This window comes from Thalassotalea algicola (assembly GCF_012932965.1).
GTDB lineage: Bacteria > Pseudomonadota > Gammaproteobacteria > Enterobacterales > Alteromonadaceae > Thalassotalea_F > Thalassotalea_F algicola.
The window spans coordinates 247237-272832 of sequence record NZ_JABBXH010000003.1 but is presented as its reverse complement, the minus strand read 5'-3'; the positions used below and the strand labels follow the sequence as shown (position 1 = coordinate 272832).

Genomic DNA, 25596 nt, shown 5'->3' with positions numbered 1-25596 from the left:
CTAATTCAATACGTTTTTAATAGCGTTTGCTGCTCTGCTAACTAATTGGATTTTTTAATAGTTCTGCTAATGCATCACTCGGCATTGGCTTAGCGAAATAATATCCTTGTCCGAACATACATCCCATACTATTAAGTAATTGGGCTTCTTCTATACACTCAATGCCTTCACTCACTGTCGCCATTTGCAGATTAGTCGCCAAATCTACAATGGTTTTGATAATCGCGCGGTTACTTGATCTTTTATGCGCATCGGTAATAAAGGAACGATCAATTTTAACCACATCTAAAGGTAAGCGATGTAAATAACTTAAACTCGAATAGCCAGTGCCAAAGTCATCAAGTAGCAGCTTTATGCCAAGCTGCTTTAATGCTTTCATATTGGCCAATACCAAATCGTTTTCTTCTAATAGAATACGCTCAGTTAGCTCAATTCGTAGATGATGAGGTTCAAGCCCCTCTTCGGCAAGAATCGTTGAAATTTCATCAGGTAATGTTGGGCTATAAAAGTGATTACCAAAAAGGTTACAGCTGACGTAGTGTTTATGACAAAGACCGCTTTTTTGCCACGCTTTTAGTTGACGACAGGACTTCCTTAAAATTTGAAGGTCAATATCAACCACAAGTCCTGTTTCTTCTGCTAAGGGGATAAAATCATTCGGCATAACTAAGCCACGTTTGTCGTTATGCCAACGAGCCAGAGCTTCAAAGCCAATAATACTTTTATCTCTTAGCTTTACTATCGGTTGAAAATAAGGAGTAAACTCACTTTCCTCAATCGCTTTTCGAATATCAGTTTCTAGCGCCAATTCCTCTTCAATTTTTTGATGCATACTAGCATCAAATTCTTCATAGCGCCCTTTACCGCCATCCTTTGCATGGTACATTGCGGTATCGGCATCTCGTAGCATTGTCTCCGCCGAATCATAGCGTCTATCACTAAACAATAGACCAACACTGGTGCCGATAAATACAGACTGCCCCTCTATGGTGAAAGGTTGCGCTAATGCAGATGTAATTCGCTGTGCAATCTCATAAACTTCTTTTTTATTATCAATATCTTCAATAAGAATTACGAATTCATCGCCACCGATACGAGCGACAGTATCGCTCGCCCTAACAATAACCTTAAGTTCTTTCGCTACTGTTTTAAGCAAAATATCGCCAGCATAATGTCCAAGGCTGTCATTAACCATTTTGAAGCGATCTAAGTCTAAAAACAGCACGGCAAATTCTTTTTCAGGCCTACGCTTTAGGGCAGCAATTGCACGATTAAGTAAATCAAGAAATACCGTTCGATTGGGTAAGCTCGTTAAAGCGTCATGAGATGCACTATGCTTTAACATTTTTTCGACTTGCTTACGTTGGCGAATTTCTTCTTCTAGCGCGACTGTGCGTAATTTCACCTGTCTCTCTAACATTTCATGAGATCGGCGCTCGTATTCGGCATTTTCACGACGCTTTAGCGCTGTAGTAACATGATGAGAAACGAAATTAAGTAATTCAGCGTCTTGCTGTTGGAAAACAATACCGTCTTGATAGCTTTGAACCACCAACACACCAATAACTTCATCATCAGCAATAAGCGGAACACCTAGCCAAGAATTGGTTTCTTTCTGAGGTTTTTTGGTCTCACCTTGCCGATACAGCTCATACATATCATCATACGATAAAAGACAAGTTTCCTTGCGCCGTACAACAAGCGCAGTAAACAAGTCAGAAGATTTTTGTGGCAAGAAGTCTTCTGCAGTATTACGAGAGTTTTGGTCGACATAATAAGCAAAATCTATGGTGTCACTTTCGCTTTCGTACTTAGCTATGAAGAAGTTTTCGGCGTTAATCAGCTGACCAATAATATTGTGCACTTGCGCATAAAAGTCGTCTATCTCTACGCCAACACGGTTTGTTAATTCAGAAATCCGATATAAAGATTCTTGTAATAATTCCGCTTTTTCACGCTCCCGTATTTGCTCCATTAATTCGGTGGTTCTAGAGGTAACTGCTCTTTGTAATTGCTCAGTATCTTGCAAACGCAATAGCGCAGAGACTACATGCTGGGCGGTATATATTAGTAGTTCTTTGTCTTGTTCACTATAGCGTGTGTGCTCGTTATAACTTTGAACCACCATTACACCAATTACAAAGCCATCATGAATTAATGGAACCCCTAACCAATCCATACCTGCGGCGCCAATATTATTCAGCACCCCATCAGCAACCATTTCGTTTATCATAGTTGGCGTCGCAAGCAATGCATTGCGACTTTCAATGACATAACTGGTCATTGAACCGCGAAAGCTTGTAAAAGGAATTAATCCTTGTGGGGCATCGTCTTCTTCATCTTGGTGGTATACAAATTCTAAAGTCTGCAATGTTTGGTCATACATCACGATATAGAAATTTTCCGCGATCATGATCGATTTAATCACTTGATGAACTTGCGCATAGAATGAGCTCAGTTCAGCACATTCTTGGGAGAGTTGGTTTAGCTTGAATAGGGCTGTGTGTCGTTGTTGTAATTTAAGGTAAGCGTCACGCAGCAAACTAACGTCGTCGGCTTGTTGCAGCTCGTTAGTTTGATCATTATCAGCGCCATTGCTACGTGACTTCGTCATACTTTCATTACATCTTCATGTTTATACATACAATAAGTATATGTGATAAGCCTGATGTTTACTGATTATCCTTTTTAAATGATTCTACGGCTTCTTTCTTTCTATCTTCACTACCACAGATAGCTTCTTGCTTATCATCTCGGTAATAACGAACCTCAATACAGTCCTGCTCATAACGACGCTCTAATTCAGTTCGAATTATTGGTCTGTCTTTCGCTTGAGCAATTTGACGCTGTAAAGACTGGCATTGCTGAACTTGTTCGGAGGCGAGTGTTACATCTTTACAAGCGTTATCACTTGTTGCACAACCTGCCATTGAGAGTACTGCCAGACAATTTAACGTCAAGATAGATTTTATAGTCATATTGTTAATAATCATTCTAAATATTATTTAAAAACATTATAACTAGCTAATTTGATCTCGCATAGATAAATAAAAACTGACCATTTGGTTAGGTTATGCTATTATTGATTTACTATTATAGTTAATCAAAATAATGCCTAGTAGGAGAGAGTCATGCAAGTTCAAGTCGTTGATTATCAATCACCTAACGCACCTGAGCAATTTGTTAAAAGCTTGCGAGAAACAGGCTTTGGTGTCCTCACCAACCACCCGATCAAGCAAGAAATTGTCGAGTCAATTTATACAAATTGGTATAACTTTTTTATGAGCGATGAAAAAGAATCTTTCGCTTATGATCCTAAAACGCAGGATGGCTATTTTGCTCCAGAGATTTCTGAAACCGCTAAAGGTCATACCAAAAAAGACATTAAAGAGTACTATCACGTATATCCATGGGGAAGAATTCCACAGTCTTTGAAAGATGAAATCATGGCGTATTATCAGCTAGCGTCTGATTTAGCAGCCGAATTGCTGGATTGGGTTGAAAAATATAGCCCAACCGATGTTGCTGCTAAATATTCAGAGGCGCTATCCAATATGATTAAGGACACGCCAAATACATTACTTCGTGTTTTACATTACCCACCTCTAAACGGTGACGAAGAACCCGGTGCAATTCGAGCAGCAGCGCATGAAGATATTAATTTACTAACTATTTTGCCTGCTGCTAATGAACCTGGCTTACAAGTGAAATTAAAAGACGGCACATGGTCTGATGTACCTTGTGATTTTGGCAACCTGATCATTAATATTGGTGACATGTTACAAGAAGCAAGCAGCGGATATTTTCCATCAACCAGTCACAGGGTAATTAACCCTACCGGAAAAGCATCAAGCAAGTCGCGAATTTCTTTGCCTCTGTTTTTACACCCTAGAGACGAAGTTATTCTGTCTGAGAGACATACGCAACGCAGCTACCTTGATGAAAGATTAAAAGAACTTGGGGTTATGTAGAAAACACCTAGCCGTTAATAAAAAAGCCAGAGTTGTTAAGCTCTGGCTTTTTTGTAGATAAAGCGTTGAGTTGTCGCTACAGTTTAGTTACTTCTGACATGCTTGCTCTGCCGTTTTCCAAATAACAGGGCCAGTGTACTTGCCTAAGCTTAACTCGTTACCTTTATCGTCAAACCACTGCTTGTTTCTCACATATGCAACATAATAATTAGTGTTAGGTAACACGTTAATAGTGAAATCTCGAAACTCTTTTGGCAGATCATACTTATTGCCAATGCGAAGCTGATGCGCACCAACACTAACCCTGACACGAGACTTATCTTGCAGCCAAGGCATACCGTCTATTTCTTTAATTACCGTCGTTGTCTTCAATCCACTATATTTAGGTGGAGAAATCGATAAACTATTAACTAGAATCACTCGTCCGCAAGCTTTCGTGCCAACAACTTCAGCTACTCTTTGCTCGAGGGCACTTGAAAATATAGGTGCATTAGTATCGTCATGCCAATAAGGGACATGGCTTGCATTTAGGCCTGTGTCATTGCCTAACCATTCCGCACTATCTAATTGCCATTGAGGAATATATTTAGCTTTTAATAGTGCTGACAAGGTTAACTCTTTACCTAGCCTTTCAACGATAACGGAAACCTTTGAATCATTAGGTAAATATTGCAAGTTTCTAAAAGCGGATTGCGCGCTTTCAACAAAACTTGTGCCGTTAATTGTCTTAATAATATCACCGCTTTGAATACCAAGTTCACTCGCCTGACTCCGCGGGGTTACTGAAACTATAAGACCTGGTTGGTTAGCATCAAGTACTGCTCCAAATCGACCTGTATCAAAACGTTTATGCTGGCTCAAATTAATTGAAATATCTTTGATAGGCACTCCCGCAGCCAACTCTAAAGCCGTTATCTCAGCAACTTTCTGGTTGATAGTCCTAATGAGCTGTTCTGCTATCTGTTTAGATTGCTCTGACTTCAATTCATTGGCATAAACGCTGAGACTTGCAAGCCATAAAACGACAAACAAATACTTCATTATGAATCCTCAAATTTCATATAAATCAATTGGTTTAGTATAAAAATCAACCATCATTTTTAATAGATTAGTACGACGCTGCCAAAGTTCAACATTATACAAATTCCCTTTACCTCGCTCTAACGTCTGATCAATTACTGACAGTTCATGATGCCAATTAGCAATAATGGCGCTATGAGTATCAGAAAGTTGCACTTGTGCGTAATTAGCAAGTTGTTGCTCGTATTGATGACTTTGAACGATATATGCTGGCATAGCGACAGGTGATTGGCTCATATTGTACATCCAGCCGCTTATTGCAATAAGCGCACTACATACCGTTACGGATACAACCTTAGTTAACTGCTTAACTTGATGCCTTCGCCAGATATCATTGGCGAAATCGGGCGCTTCCGACAGCACCATTGCAGAATCAGCTGTCTCTATTCGCCATTTTAACTGCTCGTCAAATGTACTCATATTAGTTCGCCTTCGTCAGCCATGACTTAAGTTTTTGAATTGCTCGACGGTATGACTGCCGACTTGCATCTTCATTAACATTTAAACTTTTCGCAATTTCCCTGTGCTTCATATTTTGCACCGCATGCAAATACACGATTGAGCGTTGCGCCTCAGGTAACTGGTTAATTAATTGTGCAACTTCACTTTCTTGATAAGTTGAATTATTAGCTATCTCGTCAGCGACATTTACAGCTTCCCCTTCCAAACTGCGAAAAGAATGTTCACGCTTAACTCGCCTAAAATATTCCATACACGCATTAATGGTGCAACGCTTTAACCAAGCACCTAAGCTATCTGCGCCTTTAAGCTGCTTCTTTTTCTGTATTAAATTTTCAAAAATAGTTTGCAAAATATCAGCAGCAATTTCTTCATCACACACTAAGTGTAAACTCAGCGAATAAACATGATCGGCATACATTTTATAAGCGGCAACAAACCCATTTTGCTTCCCTTTTTGAAGCAAAATAAAATCTTGTTCACTCAATTGTTGGCCAAATCCCTGTTTACTCATAAATTCCTGTTTTTCCTTTAAGATGCATGAGTGGGGTAATTTGTGACAAATTTTTTATCACTAATGATATCTTTTGATCTTTTTACACTAAACGATAAAAAAGGGGAATAATTATATTCCCCTTCCTTTTCTTCTTTTACTATAGAAGTGATTGATTTATTTAATTTACTTCAAGCGGTTTTGCCTGTGTTAAATCCTGATCATCTTTCATTTTCTTCTTACGCTTGAATAAGCCACGAATATCTTCCATTACTAAATATAATGATGGGATCATCACCAATGTAACTATAGTGGCAAATAACACGCCAAACGCTAGAGATACAGCCATTGGAATAACCATTTTCGCCTGCATACTCGTTTCCATCAAGATTGGCACTAAGCCAATAAACGTCGTAATAGAGGTCAGCATAATTGCCCTAAAGCGGCGACAACCTGAATAAATCACAGCATCTTTTAACGCCATGCCTTCTTTTCGTGAGTTATTGACATAATCGACCATCACTAAGGAATCATTTATCACCACACCTGCGGCAGCAATAATACCAAACATCGAAAGCGCATTAAGATCCATACCTAGAATCATGTGGCCAATCATGGCTCCAACAATACCAAAAGGGATTACAGACATGATCATTAGCGGTTGTGAATATGATTTCAACGGCACGGCTAGCAATGTATAAATTACCATTAACGATAAAACAAAGTCTCTTAACTGTTTAGCTTGACCTTCCATTTCTTCTTGAATACGGCCTGAAACTTCACTTTTCACTTGTGGATACTTACGCAGTAACTCAGGAACAAAGTTATCACGAACTTCCTTGGTTACTTCATAAGGTTCTATTTGTGCAGCATCAATACTCGCCCAAACATTAATTGTGCGATTACCATTTTCACGTCGAATGCTAGTAACTCCGTCAACTAAGCTAATTTCAGCAAGTTCAGATAGCGGTAGTTCTGCTCCATTAGGCGCTTGGATCATAACATCTTCTACATGGCCGACGGCACTGCGCTGCTCAAGCGGGTAACGAACCATTACTTTAACTTCTTCACTATCACGTAAGATTCGCTGTGCTTCTAGGCCATAAAAACTAAAGCCAACTTGTGAAGCGATATCCGACAATGTTAACTCCAAACTGTACGCTAGCGGCTTAAGGGTAAATTGCACCTCTTTTGCACTCGTTTGACGACTATCATTAACATCACCAACACCTTTCAAGCTATTAAGTTTAGCCTTTAACTCTTTGGCTGCTGCTAATAACTGCTCGTCATTTTGGCTTTCTAATCTAAAGCTTATATCGCCATCTTCTCGTCCACCACCAAATAAGTTGTCATCAATTGAGAACTGTTTAACACCTGGCAAACTAGGAATAGCTTCACGCCACCTGTCTGACAATTCAAAGGTATTCATTGGGCGAAACTCTGGTTCAACCAATTTAACCATGATACGAGCACTGATACGGCTGCGTAAATCTACTTGCATATCAGCAATCATTGGTTGACCAAATTCTTGCTCAATGTCTTTATCTACTTGTTTTATAATGCGCTCTACCTTTAACACTGTATTTAATGTTGCACTTTCAGCAGTGTCGGTATTCATTTCAATCGATATACGAGGAAAGTCATGAGGTACTTTAGGTTGGCCAATAAAGCGTACTAGCCCACCAGCATATAACCCTGCACTAACTAATAAGATACTGACAAAAAACATCATTACGCCATAGCGGTAATTTAAGAGGGTTGTCAGCGTTGGACGGTAGTAGTTTTCAATAGTGTATTTCATACCACTGTCTATCGCGCTACGAATACGGTGCATAGGGTTTTTAGGGTTATCCGGTTTAATCTTCATGCTGATTAAATGCGCGGGTAAAATTAACTTAGATTCCACCAATGAGAATAATAAACAAAAGATAACAACGAAACCGATGGATTGACCAAATGCTGATTCAGGGCCATCACCTAATACTAATGGAACAAACGCTGCAATGGTGGTTAAAACACCAAATGTAGCAGGCATAGCAACACGTTTCACACCACGAATAACGCTTTCTGCTGAATGTCCTTTATCTTCAATTTCAGCATGAGCACTTTCTCCCATCACGATTGCATCATCAACGACGATACCTAAGACTAAGATGAAGGCAAACAAGCTCATGATATTAATGGTGACATTCACAAACTCCATCGGCATAACTAAAAGCGTACCTAAGAAACAAACTGGTAAGCCCATCATTACCCAAAACGCTAAACGAATACGTAAAAACAGCGCTAACATTAAGAATACAAGGACAGCACCGCTTTTCATGTTGTCTAACATCATGTCTAGACGACCTTCAAGGTAGTAAGTTAAATCTACCCATGTTTCCAATTTAACACTGGCTGGTAATTCTTTTTGTTTACGCTCAACAAATTCGTTCATTACTCTGGCAACGCTAGTAATGCTTTGTTCACCTGCCGCGCCAACGAAAAAGGTTACAGAATTTTTCCCGTTAAATTTTGAATATTGCATGCCTTCTTCAAAGCCATCATCTATTGTCGCAATATCACTTAAGAAAATTTTAGTACCATCAGCCAAGGTAACCACTGGGATTTGCTCGAACTCATGGCCACGATACGCTTGGTTTTCAACACGCAAATTAATATAGCCATTTTCAGCACGAATTTGACCAGCAGACATATTACGAGAATAGCTGCGAATTGCCCGCGCAACATCATTAAAACTTAAACCGTATTCACGCAGTTTGTCTTTACTGACTTCAACTGAAATTTCGTAATCTAAGCCACCAAAAAATTCTGAAATATTAATCAATGGTAATTGCTGAATTTCATCATGAATTTTCTTACCTAGAGCTTTTAATTCTTTAAACGTAAGGTCACCATACAAGCTAATGTACATGACTTCTTGACGGTATTGCTCTCGCTCAACTTTTATACGTTCCATACCATCAGGAAAGCTTGGTATCGAGTCAATTTGTGATTTCACTTCGTCAAGAACGACTAGTGGATCATAAGTTTCATCGACTCTAAACCAGCCATGCGCACGGTTACGATTTGAATAGGTAATAACGCGATCTAAGCCTTGAACAGACTCTAACGCTTCTTCTACCTTGATTGTAATTCCTTCTTCGACTTCTTGCGGTGCAGCACCAGGGTAGACAGCCCCAAATGAAATCCAGTTACTTTTAATTTGTGGGAACATTTGTTTACTAATGGTGCCAGCTGTTAACAAACCACCAATTAAAATGAACACCATCAACAAGTTTGCTGCAACAGAGTTGCGAGCAAACCAGGCAATAATGCCTTTATGCGTATCTGCGATTTGTTCTTCAGTATACTGTGACATGATACTACTCCCCTACACTCGCAACTTGCGTCTCAGCTTTTGTTGCTTCTGGGTCTGTATCTTCTTGTGATTTAGCGCCTTCCAAAGCCAAGCTCATACCATCAACAGGATAATCCAATGCTGATACGATGATGCGGTCACCTTCATGCAAACCGCCAGAAACAATAACGTTTGCACCATCTTGACGAGCAACATCAACGGCTACATAACGTAATTTCGAATCATTATCTAATACCGCAATACGGCCATTTTCTATTAAGTAGCGAGCTACTGAAGTAGCTTGTGTTAAAGTGATGCCGTAAATTTCTGCATTTACGTACGAACCGAAACGTAACGGTTGCTTGTCACTATTGTTAAGGTTGTATGGGTCATTAATTTGAGCAACTAAGTAGCTCATACGACTTTTGTTATCAACTACACCCTCACTGCGAGCAACCGTTGCATTCCAATTAATCTCATTGCCAGCAAATACACCTTTAAGTGAAACCGAGGCATTTTCACCGTGCTGCTCTAGGAACTTCAATTGGTTATCCGCAACAGGCAAACGAACTTCGGCGATATCTGTACCCAATAACTTACCTATTTGACTACCAGTGCCAACGTAAGAACCTAAACCAATTGTGCGCGATTCAATCATTGAATCATAAGGCGCCCTGATTTCAGTACGCTCCAAATTACGTTTAGCTCTTAAAACTGTCGCTTCAGCCGCCTTTACACGAGCTAACTCTTGAGCTAGCTGAGGTTTACGTAAGCTAAGTTCAGTCGGAGAGGCATCAGTGATACGCTTCCACTCGCGTTCAGCCACTTTACCTTGCGCTCGTTCAGTTTCTAACGAAGCAATAGCAGAAGCCAAACTTGCTTCGGCATCGATAAGCGCCGCCTCATAATCATTCGGATCGATTCTCGCTAACAATTGCCCTTTAGAAACGAAACCGCCTCGAACAAATGTTTCCGAAAGCTCAACTATTTGACCATTAACTTGTGCTACAAGTTCGGTTTCATATTTAGGTTTAACTACACCGTAAGAACCTACGGTTAAGTGCATAGTACCAACTGAAACTGGTTCTACTGCAACAATAGGTGTGTTATCTACTTTAGGTTTTTCTGCAGGTGGTTTTTTCATACTCGATAGAGCAACAAAAACTAAAATACCGGTAAGCAGAACGATAATAGGTACAATTATTTGTTTTTTCCTTGTCACTGCGCTGTCCTCAATTGTGTAAAACACGTAACACTTATTAATATTTGTAAATGTTAACGAATTATTAGCAATAAAAATGGTGAAAGATGTAAACGGTTATTACAAAATACGCGCCGACTATGCACAAAAGCACAAAAAAAATAAGAAAACATTATTTTTTCTTTAATAACAAAGGATTAAAAAACAAAAAAGCTGCACACAGGCAGCTTTATTTTAAGCACAAATTTTATTATCAAGATTCTTCTTGGTGAAATTTACCAACTATTAAACTTTTATAAAAATATTTCGTTTATATAACCAATTCAAGAACAACCACTGTAACAATAGTGTTGCAGCAATTAATAACAAACTACTCCACCCTTCTGGTACTGAACTTACCAGCCCTCCAAAGATGCTGTTAGCCAAATATTGCCAATTAAAAATGCTGGTACTTAAATATATAACAATTGAATTCATACCAATTACAGCAAAAATTTTGGCCCAAGTTTGGATTCGCCATACATCAATGACTAAATAAAACAAAGCAAGTAACAACGTACTATAGCCAATAGTTATTAAAGTAAAACTGCTGGTCCATAAGCTTTTATTTATTGGCATGATTCTGCCCCATAAATAACCAACTACCAAAATTAAGATACCTGCAGCAAATAGATGAACAAAAAGTCGTTGTGCTTGATGCTGTGTAGCTTTGATATAGCGACCGACAAATACGCCAGCCATAGCATTAACAATAGACGGAAGATTTGAAAGAATGCCTTCGGGATCCATTGGTGCATTGCGGTAAGTGATGCCAGGCAACATATGCTGATCAAACCATACATTTAGCGCTAAGTCAGGGCTATAATTCCCACCGCCAAACTGGCCTAAGGTGACACATTCAAGTAATAGCCAATAACCCAATAAAATTGATATTGAAATTAGCCATTGGTTTTTTATCGACAAATGCCAAACCAACATAATCGCAACAAACCAGGCAATGCCAATCCTCCCTAAAACACTAACATAGCGAATTTGGTCAATATCGGCAGGAATTCCAACTCCCCAACCATGGTTGTATACAATACCCAGTAATATCAATAACGATAACCGCGTAAAAGCATGTCGATATAAACCAGCTCGCTTATCGGCGCTATAGTGCTTAATAGGCTTAGCTGCCAATCCTATACTTACGCCTGAAAGAAATATAAACAGCGGGAAAATTAAATCATAGGCCGTAAATCCATGCCAAACAGCATGCTTCATTTGATGATCAAAAATCTCGAATACTGACCACCCTGTAATAATGAACAAAGCTGCAAAAAAGCCTTCCGCCCCCATAATCCAAAACATATCGAAACCACGTAAGGCATCTACTGATAATAACCGCTTTTTCTCTGGTGCTGATGTAACCATAGGAACACTTATTAAACCTTCAATTGACAGCGTTGTCATATGATAATCAGCTAGCGGTTAAATAGCAATTATCAATGCTGATGAAAAACGTCGACACATTAAATGACATTAATTTACTTGCCATCATCAGCTAAGCGATTACTATCATCATTAATCACTCTGTAATACCTGAAGTTATGCCAAATACGCTATGCTGAATAAAATACAACGATTTTTTGATGATATCTTAGCCAATGAACAAGTAAGTTCTGATGAATTAAGCTTGGATATTGCCTGTGCGGTTTTACTTGTCGAGGTAATGAAAGCAGACGGTTTAATTACCAATGAAGAGCAACAACATGTAGCAACCGTGCTGACAAAACACTTTCCTTTAACACCTATTGAAGTAGATGATTTAATCAATGCTGCCATCGAATTAAGTGAAAACGCCAATGATTTTTACCGTTTTACCTCAACGATAAATAAGCAATACAGTCCTGAGCAAAAAGTTCATATGGTTGAGATTCTCTGGCAACTGGCTTTAGCAGATGGTGAACTTGCTGCCGTTGAACAACATATTATTCGTAAAATAGCTGATTTGCTCCACCTTCGTCACAATGAGTACATGCAAGCGAAAACTAATGCACTCAACGCTCAAGATCAGTCGTCGTAATCATCACTCAAGTCAGTTAAAATAGCGGCAAATTTCAAACAAACAGATTATTATGGCCGATATAGGTAAATTTAACGAACTTCCAGTCATAGCGCACACGGCTAATGGCGCTTATTTAGATGGCGGTGAACTTGGCGAAATCTTATTACCTAATCGCTATGTACCTGAAAACTGCGAACTAGATGATCTTGTAGACGTTTTTCTTTATACCGATTCTTTAGACCGTTTAGTTGCTACAACCGACAAACCTTATGTTGAAGTAGGTGGTTTTGCTTCGCTTAATGTTAAACAAGTGAATAAACTTGGCGCATTTTTAGATTGGGGCTTACCCAAAGATTTACTCGTTCCACATAATCTTCAGCATAGTAAGATGGAAGTAGGTAAACGCTACTTAGTGCATGTCTTTCTCGATCAGCGTACAGAACGCTTAGTTGCTTCAAGCAAATTAGACAAATATCTTGATATTTGGCCAGCGGAATATGAGGCGGGTCAAGCGGTAAACCTAACCATTGGCGGTAAAACAGATCTAGGCTTTAAAGCCATTATTAATAACCAACACTGGGGATTAATTTTCTTCAGCGAAGTTCACCAGAAAATTTTTACTGGCCAGCAAATAACTGGCTATATAAAGAATGTTCGAGAGGATGGCCGAATTGACTTATCCCTTTCTCGTGCCGGCAAGGGTAAGGTGATTGATTTCACTGATAAATTATTGGCGTATTTAAAAGACAATGAAGGTTTTTGTCCTTTACATGACAAGTCTTCACCTCAAGAAATCAGCAAAACTTTTGGCGTAAGTAAAAAAGCGTTTAAGGCCACAGTAGGTCACTTACTTAAACAAAAGAAAATATCTATCGAACCTAATGGCATCAAATTAAAATAAAGCGATTTGAGTTGTATATGACAGAATGAAAAAGGCTGCAATTGCAGCCCTTTTTTATTCATTGAAATAGTTAATCAGCTAAAGATGCTAAGAAATTTAAACTTGGAGCAAAGAACGCGACACCTGTTTGAGCCTCAGTGTATTTAAGCATATGGTCGAAGTGCCCCTCACTATCACCTTGAATCATGCTTTTAAGCATAATCGTAAACGGCTCTGGTGATCGCCCATATGACACAAAAAATAGCCCCTGCATTTTCATGTCGCCATATGGCATACTCTGCCTTAAAATTTCGATGCTATTTCCATCGTCATCTTTCAGCGCCGTACGTTTAGTATGTGCTGTCAATGGCTTGTCCTGCGAAGCATATTCAACATTTTCTAACTTTGTTCGACCAAAAATATCTTCCTGAGCTTTTTCTTTCAACATACTCCATAGCTTCAAATTGTGACGATAACGCTGGATGTGTAAATAGCTACCACCAGAGAAATCAGCATCATCAGCTTCTTTTACTAGCGCTACTTCTCGGCGATGACGACCTTGTGGATTTTCAGTACCATCAACAAAGCCTGTTAAGTCACGACCATCTAAGTAGCGAAATGCCCGAGTTTGCTCGATAAGCTCAACGCTATCGCCTAACAGCTCTACGACTTTGGAGCTCACAATATGATTGACATCAGCACGATCACTGCGTACTTCGATATACAAGTCACCACTCGTGGCAGGAGCAATTCGGTCATCACTTTGCATCATAGGAAATGGCGCAAGTAACTTGGGGCGTCCATCAGGACAAAACTCATCCCAAAAATTAGCACCTATTGCGACTACACCATTTAAATTAGCTTCTGAAAATTGATCAGCATAATGTTCAAACATCGTGGGAATGCGGGATAAAGCCTGCCTAATAAAGGCATTTTTATCATCCATCGCATTAAATATTAAATATGTCCCATGTAAATTAGGCTCTGCGCAAATACCAAATTGTTCTCTTGCCATAGTCTTTACTAACCAATTAACTGTTTTTACCAATTGTACACAAAAAAATATTGATTGAATGCTTTATAGATCAATATTTTGCATGTCTAAATATTAACACAAAAAAAGCAGCCCGAAGGCTGCTTAAATAAGTTGAGCTTTTATACTTGTTATTAGAAAATATTAGCCGCGAGTAAACTCTGGGTATGCTTCCAAGCCACAGTCTGACTTATCCACGCCTTCGTACTCTTCTTCTTCACTAACACGAATTCCCATAGTTGCTTTTAGTGCAAACCATACGATAAAGCTAGTGACGAATACCCAACCAAAAATAGTTGCCGCTCCAATTAGCTGTCCTGAGAAGCTTGCGCCAGTGTTAGTTACCGGTACTAATAATAAACCGAATAAACCAACCACACCGTGCACAGAGATAGCGCCTACTGGGTCATCAATACGTAGCTTATCTAAGCCAATAATTGAGAATACGACGATAACACCACCTAACGCACCGAAGATAGTAGCTTGCAATGCTGTTGGTGTTGAAGGTTCTGCCGTAATAGCAACTAAGCCAGCTAACGCACCGTTCAATGCCATAGTAAGGTCAGCTTTCTTGAATAAGATTTTCGCAAGCACTAGTGCTGCAACTGCACCACCTGCTGCTGCTGCGTTAGTATTTAAAAATACCATTGCTACTGAATGAGAGTTACCGATGTCGCCAAGTTTCAATACAGAACCGCCGTTGAAGCCGAACCACCCCATCCATAAAATAAATGTACCTAAAGTAGCTAATGGTAAGTTTGCACCTGGGATAGCATTTACACGGCCATCAGCAGTATATTTGCCTTTACGAGCACCTAGTAATAACACACCAGCTAATGCTGCAGCAGCACCTGCCATATGTACAATACCAGAACCTGCAAAGTCAGAAAAACCAAGGTCGCCTAACGTGTATAAACCAAATACAGCGTTACCACCCCAAGTCCAGCCACCTTCCATTGGGTAGATGAAACCAGTTAATACCACTGTAAATGCCAAGAATGCCCAAAGCTTCATTCGCTCTGCTACTGCACCCGACACAATAGACATTGCTGTTGCTACAAATACTACTTGGAAGAAGAAGTCAGAAGCTGAAGAGTAAATTGCACCACCAGTAAAGCCATCTTCACGAGCAGCAAAGTCTTTAAGTACAGCGTCTGCATCGACAGTTTCGATACCTGAAAGTAAAACGCCACCACCGTACATGATGTCGTAACCAACAACTAAGTACATGATGCACGAAATGGAATATAACGCGATATTCTTAGTTAAAATTTCTGTTGTGTTTTTTGAACGAACAAGGCCTGCTTCCAACATTGAGAAGCCTGCTGCCATCCACATAACCAATGCACCACATACTAAGAAGTAGAATGTGTCCATTGCATATTGAAGGTGAAAAATATTTTGTTCCATGATTATCCCCTACAGCGCCGCTACGTCATTTTCGCCGGTACGGATACGCACAGCTTGTTCTAAGTTGTATACGAAGATTTTACCGTCACCAATTTTGCCCGTATAAGCAGCTTTAGTGATCGCTTCAACCAAACGCTCTACTACATCATCATTAACAGCAATCTCCAGTTTTACTTTTGGTAAGAAATCTACCTGGTATTCTGCGCCGCGATATAGTTCTGTATGCCCTTTTTGACGACCGAAACCTTTTACTTCACTTACCGTTAAACCTTCTACGCCAATTTCCGAGATAGCTTCTCGTACATCATCGAGCTTAAACGGCTTAATGATTGCGTTTACTAACTTCATGTTTATTCCCCTATCGTTATTTGATTAAAAGTAAAACAAGCCTTGTGCCAAAAAAGCTTAACCATTAAATATCAGTAACTTAACAAGAAACAGGTAGAGTAGATGTAACGCAGCGCACCAAGTTGGTGCGCATTTATTTTTTGTTCGCATCGAAACAGTGCGCCAATCTAGAGCAGCACAATATTGGCACAATAATAGTTTTGTTTTTATCAGTAATATTCGTTAAATTGTTGTCAACAATAATGAGAAAGCGGTAAAGGCTAAGGCTTACAATGCGCGCCCATTTAAAAAGAATTAGTCATCACGACAATTTTATCTATCTAACATTTGCGCTAGTTTTATTACTATTAAGTACAGCAATTGCTCAGCAATTTTTTGAACCTTCGGCACAACGCTTTGTTCAATCTACAACTGTAATCACCTTACTTGTAGCTGTTTGGGGGATAAAAAAAGATGAGTTTTTATTAGCTAAGGCCTTTATATTTCCAGTAGCTATTATATTAACTTCTTTTGCAGGGTTTTATCTTGACGAGTTCGGGTTAGAATTTACACACCTAATTTTAATGCTTATATTTTTTGTTAGTACCGCCTACCAAACAGCCCGACAAGTTATTTTTTCTGGAGAGATCAATGGCAACAAAATACTAGGTGCTATTTGTCTCTATATGCTACTTGGATTGATTTGGGCATTACTTTATACCTTATCTCAACTATATTTCGGCCAAGCATTTAATGGAATGCCTGAAGCCACCCAATGGTATATAGCATTTCCTGATTTTGTTTATTTTTCCTTTGTTACATTAACAACGTTAGGGTTTGGGGATATATCACCAAACCTACCAATTACACGCTTCTTAGTTTATTTCCAAGCAGTTTTCGGACAATTTTATTTAGCTGTATTGGTTGCCAGTCTAGTTAGTTCAAGAAAGAGCCCTCACCAAAATGGCAATAATTCAACGTCCTAATTTCTTGTTAACTTTTGCAGTTACGAAATCTATCTTATAAAAAGCAATAAAAAAGCCAGCTATTGCTGACTTTTTTATAATTATTTTAATTTTAATAAATCATTAATGAACTGGGCTTTAACACTGATAACACACTTAAACGTTCCATATTACAGTAGTTAACTGCAGAATTAATCATATGATGGGTAGCACCTAACTCTTCCAATTCTTCATCAGAAATCAATTTAGCTAAAGGCTCTCTTGGAAATTTACCGTTGTGCCACATTACACGTTTAGCCAGATATAACATTCGAGTTTCAGGTGGTAATTCAGGAAGATTATCGTCATCTTGGTATCGAATTGGCTCTATTAAAGAAAATGGTAATTGCCAAATTTTTAGCAGTTCCGCTGTACATTCACCATAGGTAAAGCCGATCTTTTCCTTCTGAACTTCCCAAGGTAATTGATTTAAATTACTCACTTGGCAAACGTCAATAGCTTCAGGTAAAAACTGTTTTACAACTAATTCACCTAAGTTATGAAGCAACCCTAAAATAAACAAACGTTCGGCATTGGGTACATCAAGTAATTCGCCCAGCGCTTTAATTAGCAACGCCGCATCAACGCTAGACTCCCAATAGTCTTCCAAAAAGGCACTATCTGCATCTAACGACTTAAATGCTTCACCAGTAAAGTAAGCAATTACCAAGTTATAAACTTCAGTGATCCCTAAAACCAATACGGCTTTAGAAACAGTATCTATTTTTCCTGGGTAATTGAAAAAAGAGCTATTAGCTAGTTTGAGCACTGTCGCCGCTAACGCAGGATCAATAAGAATGACCTCAGCAATATCATCTATTGTTGAAGTTTCATCGTCTATCAATTCTTTAATACGTAAAAACGAATCTGATAAAACAAAAATCTCATTCGCTTTTTCGGCGTATTCCACAGCTTTCATACAATGCGATCCTAATCTAACTCAATAATGCTGGTGTTTCGTTTAGAAAAATAAAAACTAGTTTTTTATCAACCAACTACATTGCAAAAAAAGCGACTGGTTGAACAGCAAGGTCCATTACAGCAATTATAGTAGCAATCAATAAAAAACAAGAATTTTTAATTAAAATCTGCACTTATATGATATGAGGTAAATTTTCTCATATTAATCACACCCGTATTAAAAATTAAATACTGCCCTTTAATACCAAGCAAGGTACCCGAGATGATCGGCTGCTTATCAAAATTAAAGGAGCTTATTTTATCTAAATACTGCATAACAGGGTAATGCAAATCTACCACAGGCTCATCTAGAAGCTCAACCGATTCTTCACCATACTTCAAGCGAATATCGGCTAATGCTGCATCTATTTCAGGTACCAACTCATTAGCTTTTTGCTTGAGATCAATTGCATTAGCACTACCTTTTAACATTGCTCGCCAATTAGTCTTATCTGCGATAAATTTTGCTAATGCAATTTCCACTAAGCCTGACTGCAATCGAGTGCTTACTTTAAAAATAGGCAAGGCCTGAGTTGCCCCTTGATCAATCCATCGAGTAGGTAATTGTGTATGACGAGTAATTCCAACTTTTAAGCCTGATGTATTAGCAAGATAAACGTAGTGAGGGATCATACAATTGCTTTCCCCCCAGCTAGGCTCTCGACATGTACCTTGCTCAAAATGGCATGTTTCGGGTTTCATAATGCACATGTCACATTGCGCTAGTTTTTGCATGCATGGATAGCAATAACCTTGAGAGTAACTCTTTTTAGTTTTTCTATTGCAATGACAACAGCGTATCTCATTGTGATAAATCAGCGTCAATTCCTTGCCAATTAACGGGTTCAGTTCAATACGTTGATCACCAATAGGTAGTTGATATTGAATCTCTCCATTGTCTAAACGTTGCGCCTTCATTTTGCTTAATGCGCCAATTTCTGTACTCATGTGCCCTCTATATCACGACTCTTTTTCGTTGTTGTTTTAACTGCTTACGATTACTTTTGCTTTCCAAGCGTTTCTTTATAGAAGATTTTGTCGGCTTAGTCGCCCTTCTAACTTTCTGAACCTTATTTGCACTTTGAATTAACTTCACTAGCTTTTGGATAGCGTCAAGCTTGTTTTGTTCCTGACTTCTACTATCTTGTGACTTAATGATAATAACACCGTCTTTTGACAATCGTTGGTCCTTTATCTCGAATAACCTTTGTTTGGTCTTATCCGGTAGTTGAGACGCTTGAATATTAAATCTAAGATGTATCGCAGTTGAAGTTTTATTTACGTGTTGACCACCTGCACCCTGTGCTCGGATCGCAGAAAACTCTATATCACTGATTCGCAGGTGACAATAGCGATCAACTTCAATAATATCTTCCACAATTAACTCCAATATAATGATAAAAATGTCACAACAGTGGTACGTATACTTATTACGATGTATAGACAATAGCCTTTATTGTGGTGTGACAATAGATGTAAGTCGACGAGTAGACGAACATAATCAATCAAATACCCTTGCCGCTAAGTATACACGCGTAAGGCGTCCGGTAACACTCGCATATCAAGAGGTTTGCGACAATAAAAAGCTTGCTTATCAACGAGAATACGCCATTAAAAAACTTTCAAAACTACAAAAAGAAAAATTAGTCGCCAACTATAATGATTCGAAAGAGAGTTAGCACTACACCTGTACGCTCAAGCCTTATTTTTACTGGTCTGCTTTGTCATTCTGCTTTAGATTTATACAACAACACCTGATAGAATGCGCGCCGATTTAAGATCTAAGTGGTTAATTTATGTTCGTAGAAAAGTTTTTCAATCAAATTGATAATAAAGTGGAGTTTACACGCAAACAAGCAAGTGATTTCGCTAAACAAATTGCTGATGACTTCAATCCATTACATAACGTAGATGCTAAGCGTTTCTGTGTTCCTGGCGACTTATTATTTGCTGTAATCTTAAATAAAGCCGGCTTATGTGAAAAAATGGCATTTAAATTTTCGGGTATGGTTACCGATGGCATCGCCCTAAATTTTCCCGAGCAACTTACCAACGAAGATGTCATTACCGATGCTAATGAAAAACAATACCTAACAATTAACTCTCAAGGCACGTGCACCAAAAACACGACACTAATAGAGTCTCTTATTAAAGCTTACGTTGGATTTTCTGGGCATACATTCCCACATATTTTATGTGACCTAATGGCAAAAAATGATGTCATGATTAACCCAGCGAGACCAATGGTAATGTATGAAAGCATGAGTATTGAAATGTTTGATATTAGTGCCGAAGATGTTTCGCTTGAACTATCTGAATCAACACTCACTATTGACGGTAAGCGCGGCAATGCATGTTTAGCCTTCAACCTATTCAGTGATGGTAAACAGATTGGCCGTGGTGAAAAACATATGGTACTGAGCGGACTCCGCCCATATTGCAGCGACACGATCAGTAAAATTAGTGAAGAATACATGGCCTCAAAAGCCAGTTATCACCACGCTGCTTAGCTTGCGTATATAACTAGCAATCAAATTCTCCTAAGGTCGGTAGTTCTCCTAGTGATTATCGACCTTATTTTTTACGCCTTCTTAAACGACTTACCCAAGCGTCCATTTTCACCGCACCTGTTCTCATCCAACGCTGACTCTTTCTTAGCCAGTCTTTGGCCAAAGGATATTCTAAACTAAGCACTGCTAAACCAATTGGCAAAAATAAGAATGCGGGTCCTGGCACGAGTATAAATACCACACCAATAAACGCTAAGAATCCACCAACAATCGTGATCATGAGCTTTCTAATTTGCGACGACATACACTTCCCTCTTGTTAAAACAAAAGGAATAAAGCAAAGACAACGCCAATATATTTAGTTTATATTTTTCAATGCATTACAAATTACCTTTGATTTATTTTGGTTAAAAAACATAACATTTGGTTACTTTTTTAATTTTCCTTGTTGGCATTTACGCCACTTTTTGAACGCTTTAAGTTCACGTTCTTTAAGCTTGTTACTCTTTTTAACACTATTTGCGAGGCGCTGTTGGCTCTGAATTTTCTCTAGCTTGGTTTTGTACTTGTCACATTTTGCTGCATTAGCCATAGCGCTAACGCAATAGAAAACAATAAAGATGAGCGTATACGTTTTTAAATACATTTGACTGTCCTTAGCCTTTTGGTTGGTTCCAGATAATACCGCCTAAAGTATAGTACAGCCTTGAAATATCGCACTTTTCTTCTAACCTATAGCTAGTGATAAGGATATCATCAAGCTAATGAGGAACAATCAATGCACATATTTTGGTTATTAATATTGGCCTTTACCATAGCCTCGCCTATAACAACTGCCGCAGAAAATAATCCTTTAAATATTCAATTGGCAACGACTTACCAACAAGAAGCTGACTTTAACCAATACTGGGTTAGTGAAAAACTCGATGGCGTTAGAGGCTATTGGGATGGCAGCCAAATGTATACCCGTAGAGGCCATCGTATAAACCTACCTACTTTCTTTACTAAGAACTGGCCAAATAAAGCATTAGAAGGTGAACTTTGGATAAATCGAGGCCAGTTTGAACAAATAGCAGCAATCGCCAATAAAATGCAGGCTAAAGATTACGAATGGCAGAAAGTGAAGTTTATGTTATTTGACATACCCACCCACAAAGGTAACTTCTCAGAACGAATAACAAGTATGAGAAATATTGTATTAAACGCTAATAATCGTCACCTTCAGATGATTGAACAATATCGAGTTACTGATAATGCACAGTTAGGTAAATGGCTAGAAATAACAACTAGCGCTGGAGGTGAAGGGCTTATGCTGCATAAAGCACAGGCTTATTATAAACAAGGAAGAAGTCGCAATGTTATGAAGCTTAAGCCGTTTTATGATGCTGAAGCATTGGTGATTGCTCATCTACCAGGTAAAGGAAAATACTTAAACAAGCTAGGTGCACTTAGAGTTAAAACAAATGATGGATTGATATTTAAAGTTGGTTCCGGTTTTAGCGATGTAGAAAGGGAAAATCCACCACCTATAGGCAGTATAATCACCTACAAATACAGTGGCAAAACAAGTAAAGGTGTGCCAAGATTCGCAAGCTTTCTTCGAATTAGACAACTCGCAAAGGTAGATTAATGGAATTACATTTATGGCTGTCGCTAGTAGCGATCTGTATTATGGGTGCACTTTCTCCAGGCCCAAGCCTAGCCCTAGTCGTTAAAAATACATTAACTGGTGGAGCTAAAGCCGGTTATGCCAGCTCAATAAGTCACGGTCTGGGTGTAGCTTTATATGCTGGTATCACAACAACAGGTATTGGCATCATTCTTGTACAATCGCCTATTCTGTTTTCATTTATCCAATACGCTGGTGCCGCTTTTTTACTTTATCTTGGCGTTACTGCGTTAATGAGTAAAAAACAACAACTTGATCTAGCTGATAACGAGCAAGAAGCGACAAATTCAGAAACTGTCAATGGGTGGCGCAATGGCTTTCTTATTGCGTTTTTAAACCCTAAATTAGCCATATTCTTTTTAGCCTTATTCAGCCAATTTGTTGATGCTAATGCGAGTAACGCTCAAAAAGTGATTATGACAGCTACGGTTGGCATTATCGATGCACTTTGGTACTGCTTAGTAACCTTTATGCTGACACGAGGTCCTATCCTAAACAAGCTAAAATCAAACAGCCACATTATCGATAAAGTCACCGGTGGCTTCTTAGTGCTGCTTGCTGCCCGTGTGGTATTAAATTAGCCTTTCTTCAATTATTGATAAGAAAAAACAAGTACTTTCAGGCCTCTGCCTGATTGTGCTTCTTGATATACCTTAGGCGTTCCTATGCGCTCAACAAATTCAAGCTGTGGACAATACTCTGCCACTTTGTCGAAAAGAAACTGCTCGGTTAAGTCAGGGTTATTTAAACACAGCATCACTTTAGCATTATCACTTACCATTTCAGGTAGTCGGCGGAGAATTTTTCCATAGTCTTTTTCTATATTTACGCTGCCTTTTTGAAATGATGGAGGATCAACAATAACCATTTGATAAGGACCAAATTTTTTTAATCGACCAAACGACTTAAAAATATCAACACCTTGAAAGATAACCTTGTCGGTAGCTTGCTGATTTAGCCGATGATTTTCTCTCCCTTTTGCAAGTGAAGCCTTACTTAAATCAATATTCACCACTTGCTGAGCACCGCCAGCTATTGCAGCAACAGAAAAAGCACAAGTATAAGAAAACAAGTTCAGCACATTGCATTGCTTAGCATTTTCTCGCACCCAATCTCGGCCATTTTTCATATCAAGAAACAGCCCAGTATTTTGCGCATTTCCTAATTCAATATGATATTTCAACTCAGATTCTAACGCGTGTGTTTGACGTACGTCTTCACCTAATAGTAGTTCAAATGGTGCTCTAGGCTGCCAACGGTGTTGTACCTGCACACTAGTCGATTGGGGGATATTATCATTCAGTAGCGACGCTAGTTGCGCCAAGTGTTCAGATGATTCCTCTTTGTACAACGTAATTAATACAACAGGTGACAACCAATCAACACAGATTTGTTCATAGCCTGGGTAGGCATGACCACGACCATGAAATAACCGCTGAGCTTCTTGTAAGTTATTAAAGTTAATGTGCTGAATGAGTTCTTTCATATTTATTACAGACAATAAAAAAGGCGCATCATACACTCGATGCGCCTTTTTCTCTAGCTCAGTCTATTTAGCCAAAAACATTAATACCAAAGAATTTCACCGCAACGGTATTTAAGAAAATGCCCAGTAAAATAACTGGAATAAATGTACTTAGTGAAAAGTTAATATACTTCTCAGACAACGAACCTTTATAGCCGTCATTACCTGTTGCTAACTCTTCAGAAAGGTTATGCTTCTTCCAGCGGTAGCTAACAAATAAACAAAGTAACAAACCATTCAACGGTAAGATAGTGTCATAGAACACATCATAAACCACATCAAAGAACGAACGCGTTCCACCTGCGTAACTAGTAAATTCTGTAAAAAAGCTCACCATTCCAAACGACACAGAAGCAAATAAAGTTAATACACCAGCAGTCATCATTAAAATACGCAGTGCTTTTTTACGAGAATGACATTTTTCAGTCACTAAATAAGAAACCGGTACTTCAATAATTGATACAAGCGAAGTAATTGCTGCGAAGAATACTAAGATAAAGAAAAATGCGGCAATACCACTTGCGGCTACATAACCAAGTGAGGTTTGTAGTGCCAAGAATATTTTAGGTAAAAAAGTGAAAATCAAACTGACAGAACTATCGCTTAACTCTTGAGGATTAACATCTGGGTTAAATGAAAATACTGCTGGTAAAATCATTAAACCAGCCGTAAACGCAACTGCAGTATCAGTGATTGCTACTAATTTTGCGGAGCCTACGATATCAGTTTTATTGCTGATATATGAACCGTACGTAATTAATATCCCCATACCTAATGATAGTGAGAAAAAGGCTTGAGATAGAGCACCATTAATGACTGAAGGGGTTATTTTGTCAAAGTCAGGGATAATGAAGAACCTTAAACCAGCCATCGCATTTTCGCGGGTTAGCACGAAAATAACCATTAGCACTAGCATAACAAACAATGTTGGCATTAATGTTTTCGCGGCTTTTTCTATACCTTCCTTAACACCAGCAACTAAAATAAAGTACACGATTGCCGCAACAATAATCATTGCGGCAAAGATCCATGGGCTATTGATAAATTCACCAAATGCTACAGGACCTGCCAGATAATCTAAGCCACCACCTAAAGTAATCACTATATAACCGAATATCCAAACGGTTAATACCATGTAAAACACGGCGATCATAAACGGCGTTAACACACCTAGAAGGCCGGCAATATTCCAACCGTTACCACCATTATTTAATGCTTTATAAGCACCAACCGGTTCTTTCTGTGTTTTGCGACCAATCGCCATTTCCGCCATCATCACAGGCAAGCAAATTAAAAAAACAAAAATTGCATAAACGAGTAAAAAAGCACCACCACCATTTTTGGCGGCGTTTACGGGGAAGCCCACTAAATTACCAATACCGACAGCAGAGCCTGCAGCTGCTAATATAAACCCTAAACGGGAGCTAAAATGTTCTCTAGGCGCAGTCATAAGTTTCCTTGATTATAGTTATAGTTATCTAAGCAATGAGTTATGTGATTTTTTTATTTGAGTCTTAGATAAGGCGCATGTTGTAATTTTTAACCCGCCAGATGCTAGCAAGGTTTTTTGTTCTTGTCTTCCCTTAGCATGTCTGGTTTTTAAGCAAACTGTATACATATTTGGGCAGCTTGATATACAAATATCAAAAAGCCCTTAGGAAACAACAAACTAAGATTTTCGTAGATT

Annotated in this window: 26 protein-coding genes; 8 read left to right on the top strand and 18 right to left on the bottom strand. The window is 38.8% G+C overall.

Going from position 1 to position 25596, the window contains the following annotated elements:
• Nucleotides 1–37: 37 nt before the first annotated feature.
• Both HII17_RS09960 and HII17_RS09955 read right to left on the bottom strand, forming a co-directional pair.
• Complete coding sequence (locus HII17_RS09960) at nt 38–2614, bottom strand: sensor domain-containing phosphodiesterase (protein WP_169075222.1); 2577 nt, start codon at nt 2612–2614, stop codon at nt 38–40.
• 58 nt (nt 2615–2672) lie between these two features.
• Nucleotides 2673–2930, bottom strand: coding sequence for a hypothetical protein (locus HII17_RS09955; protein WP_235938706.1), 258 nt, complete (start codon nt 2928–2930; stop codon nt 2673–2675).
• Between the two features lie 201 nt (nt 2931–3131).
• On the opposite strand from HII17_RS09955, the gene HII17_RS09950 reads away from it, so the two are divergent.
• The gene (locus HII17_RS09950; protein WP_169075220.1) at nt 3132–3971 is read left to right on the top strand and encodes an isopenicillin N synthase family oxygenase; all 840 of its coding nucleotides are present in this window, start codon (nt 3132–3134) and stop codon (nt 3969–3971) included.
• Nucleotides 3972–4058: 87 nt separating this feature from the next.
• Here the strand turns inward: HII17_RS09950 and HII17_RS09945 are convergent, their stop codons facing one another.
• The 6 genes from HII17_RS09945 to nagX form a co-directional block, all read right to left on the bottom strand.
• Complete coding sequence (locus tag HII17_RS09945; protein WP_169075219.1) at nt 4059–5012, bottom strand: PDZ domain-containing protein; 954 nt, start codon at nt 5010–5012, stop codon at nt 4059–4061.
• 9 nt (nt 5013–5021) lie between these two features.
• A complete protein-coding gene (locus tag HII17_RS09940; protein WP_169075218.1) occupies nt 5022–5471 on the bottom strand; it encodes a hypothetical protein in 450 nt (149 codons plus the stop codon).
• Between the two features lies 1 nt (nt 5472).
• Complete coding sequence (locus tag HII17_RS09935; RefSeq protein WP_169075217.1) at nt 5473–6024, bottom strand: RNA polymerase sigma factor; 552 nt, start codon at nt 6022–6024, stop codon at nt 5473–5475.
• 160 nt (nt 6025–6184) lie between these two features.
• Entirely contained in the window at nt 6185–9364 is a 3180-nt protein-coding gene (locus HII17_RS09930; RefSeq protein WP_169075216.1) for an efflux RND transporter permease subunit, read from the bottom strand.
• 4 nt (nt 9365–9368) lie between these two features.
• The gene (locus HII17_RS09925; RefSeq protein WP_169075215.1) at nt 9369–10565 is read right to left on the bottom strand and encodes an efflux RND transporter periplasmic adaptor subunit; all 1197 of its coding nucleotides are present in this window, start codon (nt 10563–10565) and stop codon (nt 9369–9371) included.
• A 264-nt stretch (nt 10566–10829) separates the two neighbouring features.
• The gene (gene nagX, locus HII17_RS09920; RefSeq protein ID WP_235938705.1) at nt 10830–11996 is read right to left on the bottom strand and encodes a transmembrane glucosamine N-acetyltransferase NagX; all 1167 of its coding nucleotides are present in this window, start codon (nt 11994–11996) and stop codon (nt 10830–10832) included.
• Nucleotides 11997–12147: 151 nt separating this feature from the next.
• Between nagX and HII17_RS09915 the strand changes: the two genes are divergently transcribed.
• Complete coding sequence (locus HII17_RS09915; RefSeq protein ID WP_169075214.1) at nt 12148–12609, top strand: tellurite resistance TerB family protein; 462 nt, start codon at nt 12148–12150, stop codon at nt 12607–12609.
• Between the two features lie 52 nt (nt 12610–12661).
• Nucleotides 12662–13492, top strand: coding sequence for a CvfB family protein (locus HII17_RS09910; RefSeq protein ID WP_169075213.1), 831 nt, complete (start codon nt 12662–12664; stop codon nt 13490–13492).
• Between the two features lie 70 nt (nt 13493–13562).
• Here HII17_RS09910 and HII17_RS09905 read toward each other — a convergent pair whose 3' ends face one another.
• The 3 genes from HII17_RS09905 to glnK form a co-directional block, all read right to left on the bottom strand.
• Nucleotides 13563–14486, bottom strand: coding sequence for a Dyp-type peroxidase (locus tag HII17_RS09905; protein ID WP_169075212.1), 924 nt, complete (start codon nt 14484–14486; stop codon nt 13563–13565).
• Between the two features lie 162 nt (nt 14487–14648).
• Nucleotides 14649–15914 (bottom strand): ammonium transporter, encoded by a 1266-nt coding sequence (locus HII17_RS09900; protein WP_169075211.1) that lies wholly within the window; start codon nt 15912–15914, stop codon nt 14649–14651.
• A 9-nt stretch (nt 15915–15923) separates the two neighbouring features.
• Nucleotides 15924–16262 (bottom strand): P-II family nitrogen regulator, encoded by a 339-nt coding sequence (gene glnK / locus HII17_RS09895; protein WP_116001763.1) that lies wholly within the window; start codon nt 16260–16262, stop codon nt 15924–15926.
• 272 nt (nt 16263–16534) lie between these two features.
• On the opposite strand from glnK, the gene HII17_RS09890 reads away from it, so the two are divergent.
• Nucleotides 16535–17227 carry a potassium channel family protein gene (locus tag HII17_RS09890; protein ID WP_211185325.1) on the top strand — a complete coding sequence of 231 codons (693 nt, stop codon included), beginning with the start codon at nt 16535–16537 and terminating at the stop codon, nt 17225–17227.
• Nucleotides 17228–17318: 91 nt separating this feature from the next.
• Here the strand turns inward: HII17_RS09890 and HII17_RS09885 are convergent, their stop codons facing one another.
• The 3 genes from HII17_RS09885 to arfB all read right to left on the bottom strand — a co-directional run bounded on the left by HII17_RS09885 (nt 17319) and on the right by arfB (nt 19583).
• Nucleotides 17319–18164 carry an HDOD domain-containing protein gene (locus HII17_RS09885; protein ID WP_169075210.1) on the bottom strand — a complete coding sequence of 282 codons (846 nt, stop codon included), beginning with the start codon at nt 18162–18164 and terminating at the stop codon, nt 17319–17321.
• Nucleotides 18165–18322: 158 nt separating this feature from the next.
• Entirely contained in the window at nt 18323–19153 is an 831-nt protein-coding gene (locus tag HII17_RS09880) for a DUF2797 domain-containing protein (protein ID WP_169075209.1), read from the bottom strand.
• A gap of 7 nt (nt 19154–19160) precedes the next feature.
• The gene (gene arfB / locus HII17_RS09875; protein ID WP_456243351.1) at nt 19161–19583 is read right to left on the bottom strand and encodes an alternative ribosome rescue aminoacyl-tRNA hydrolase ArfB; all 423 of its coding nucleotides are present in this window, start codon (nt 19581–19583) and stop codon (nt 19161–19163) included.
• 25 nt (nt 19584–19608) lie between these two features.
• Here arfB and HII17_RS09870 point away from each other — a divergent pair, with 25 nt between their 5' ends.
• A complete protein-coding gene (locus HII17_RS09870) occupies nt 19609–19884 on the top strand; it encodes a GIY-YIG nuclease family protein (RefSeq protein WP_235938704.1) in 276 nt (91 codons plus the stop codon).
• A 117-nt stretch (nt 19885–20001) separates the two neighbouring features.
• On the top strand, nt 20002–20715 hold the full coding sequence (locus tag HII17_RS09865; RefSeq protein WP_169075207.1) for a DUF3581 family protein: 714 nt from the start codon (nt 20002–20004) through the stop codon (nt 20713–20715).
• A gap of 64 nt (nt 20716–20779) precedes the next feature.
• On the opposite strand, the gene HII17_RS09860 is transcribed toward HII17_RS09865, so the two are convergent.
• Together HII17_RS09860 and HII17_RS09855 are read right to left on the bottom strand one after the other, a co-directional pair.
• The gene (locus tag HII17_RS09860; RefSeq protein ID WP_169075206.1) at nt 20780–21019 is read right to left on the bottom strand and encodes a PGPGW domain-containing protein; all 240 of its coding nucleotides are present in this window, start codon (nt 21017–21019) and stop codon (nt 20780–20782) included.
• A gap of 123 nt (nt 21020–21142) precedes the next feature.
• Nucleotides 21143–21361, bottom strand: coding sequence for a hypothetical protein (locus HII17_RS09855; protein WP_169075205.1), 219 nt, complete (start codon nt 21359–21361; stop codon nt 21143–21145).
• Nucleotides 21362–21493: 132 nt separating this feature from the next.
• Between HII17_RS09855 and HII17_RS09850 the strand changes: the two genes are divergently transcribed.
• Nucleotides 21494–22345, top strand: a complete 852-nt coding sequence (locus HII17_RS09850; protein ID WP_169075204.1) for a DNA ligase — start codon at nt 21494–21496, stop codon at nt 22343–22345.
• A complete protein-coding gene (locus HII17_RS09845) occupies nt 22345–22965 on the top strand; it encodes a LysE family translocator (RefSeq protein WP_169075203.1) in 621 nt (206 codons plus the stop codon). Before HII17_RS09850 ends, HII17_RS09845 begins: the two co-directional genes overlap by 1 nt.
• 11 nt (nt 22966–22976) lie before the next feature.
• Here HII17_RS09845 and HII17_RS09840 read toward each other — a convergent pair whose 3' ends face one another.
• Together HII17_RS09840 and HII17_RS09835 are read right to left on the bottom strand one after the other, a co-directional pair.
• A complete protein-coding gene (locus HII17_RS09840; RefSeq protein WP_169075593.1) occupies nt 22977–23870 on the bottom strand; it encodes a class I SAM-dependent methyltransferase in 894 nt (297 codons plus the stop codon).
• A 67-nt stretch (nt 23871–23937) separates the two neighbouring features.
• Complete coding sequence (locus tag HII17_RS09835) at nt 23938–25359, bottom strand: sodium-dependent transporter (protein WP_169075202.1); 1422 nt, start codon at nt 25357–25359, stop codon at nt 23938–23940.
• Nucleotides 25360–25596: the final 237 nt, after the last annotated feature.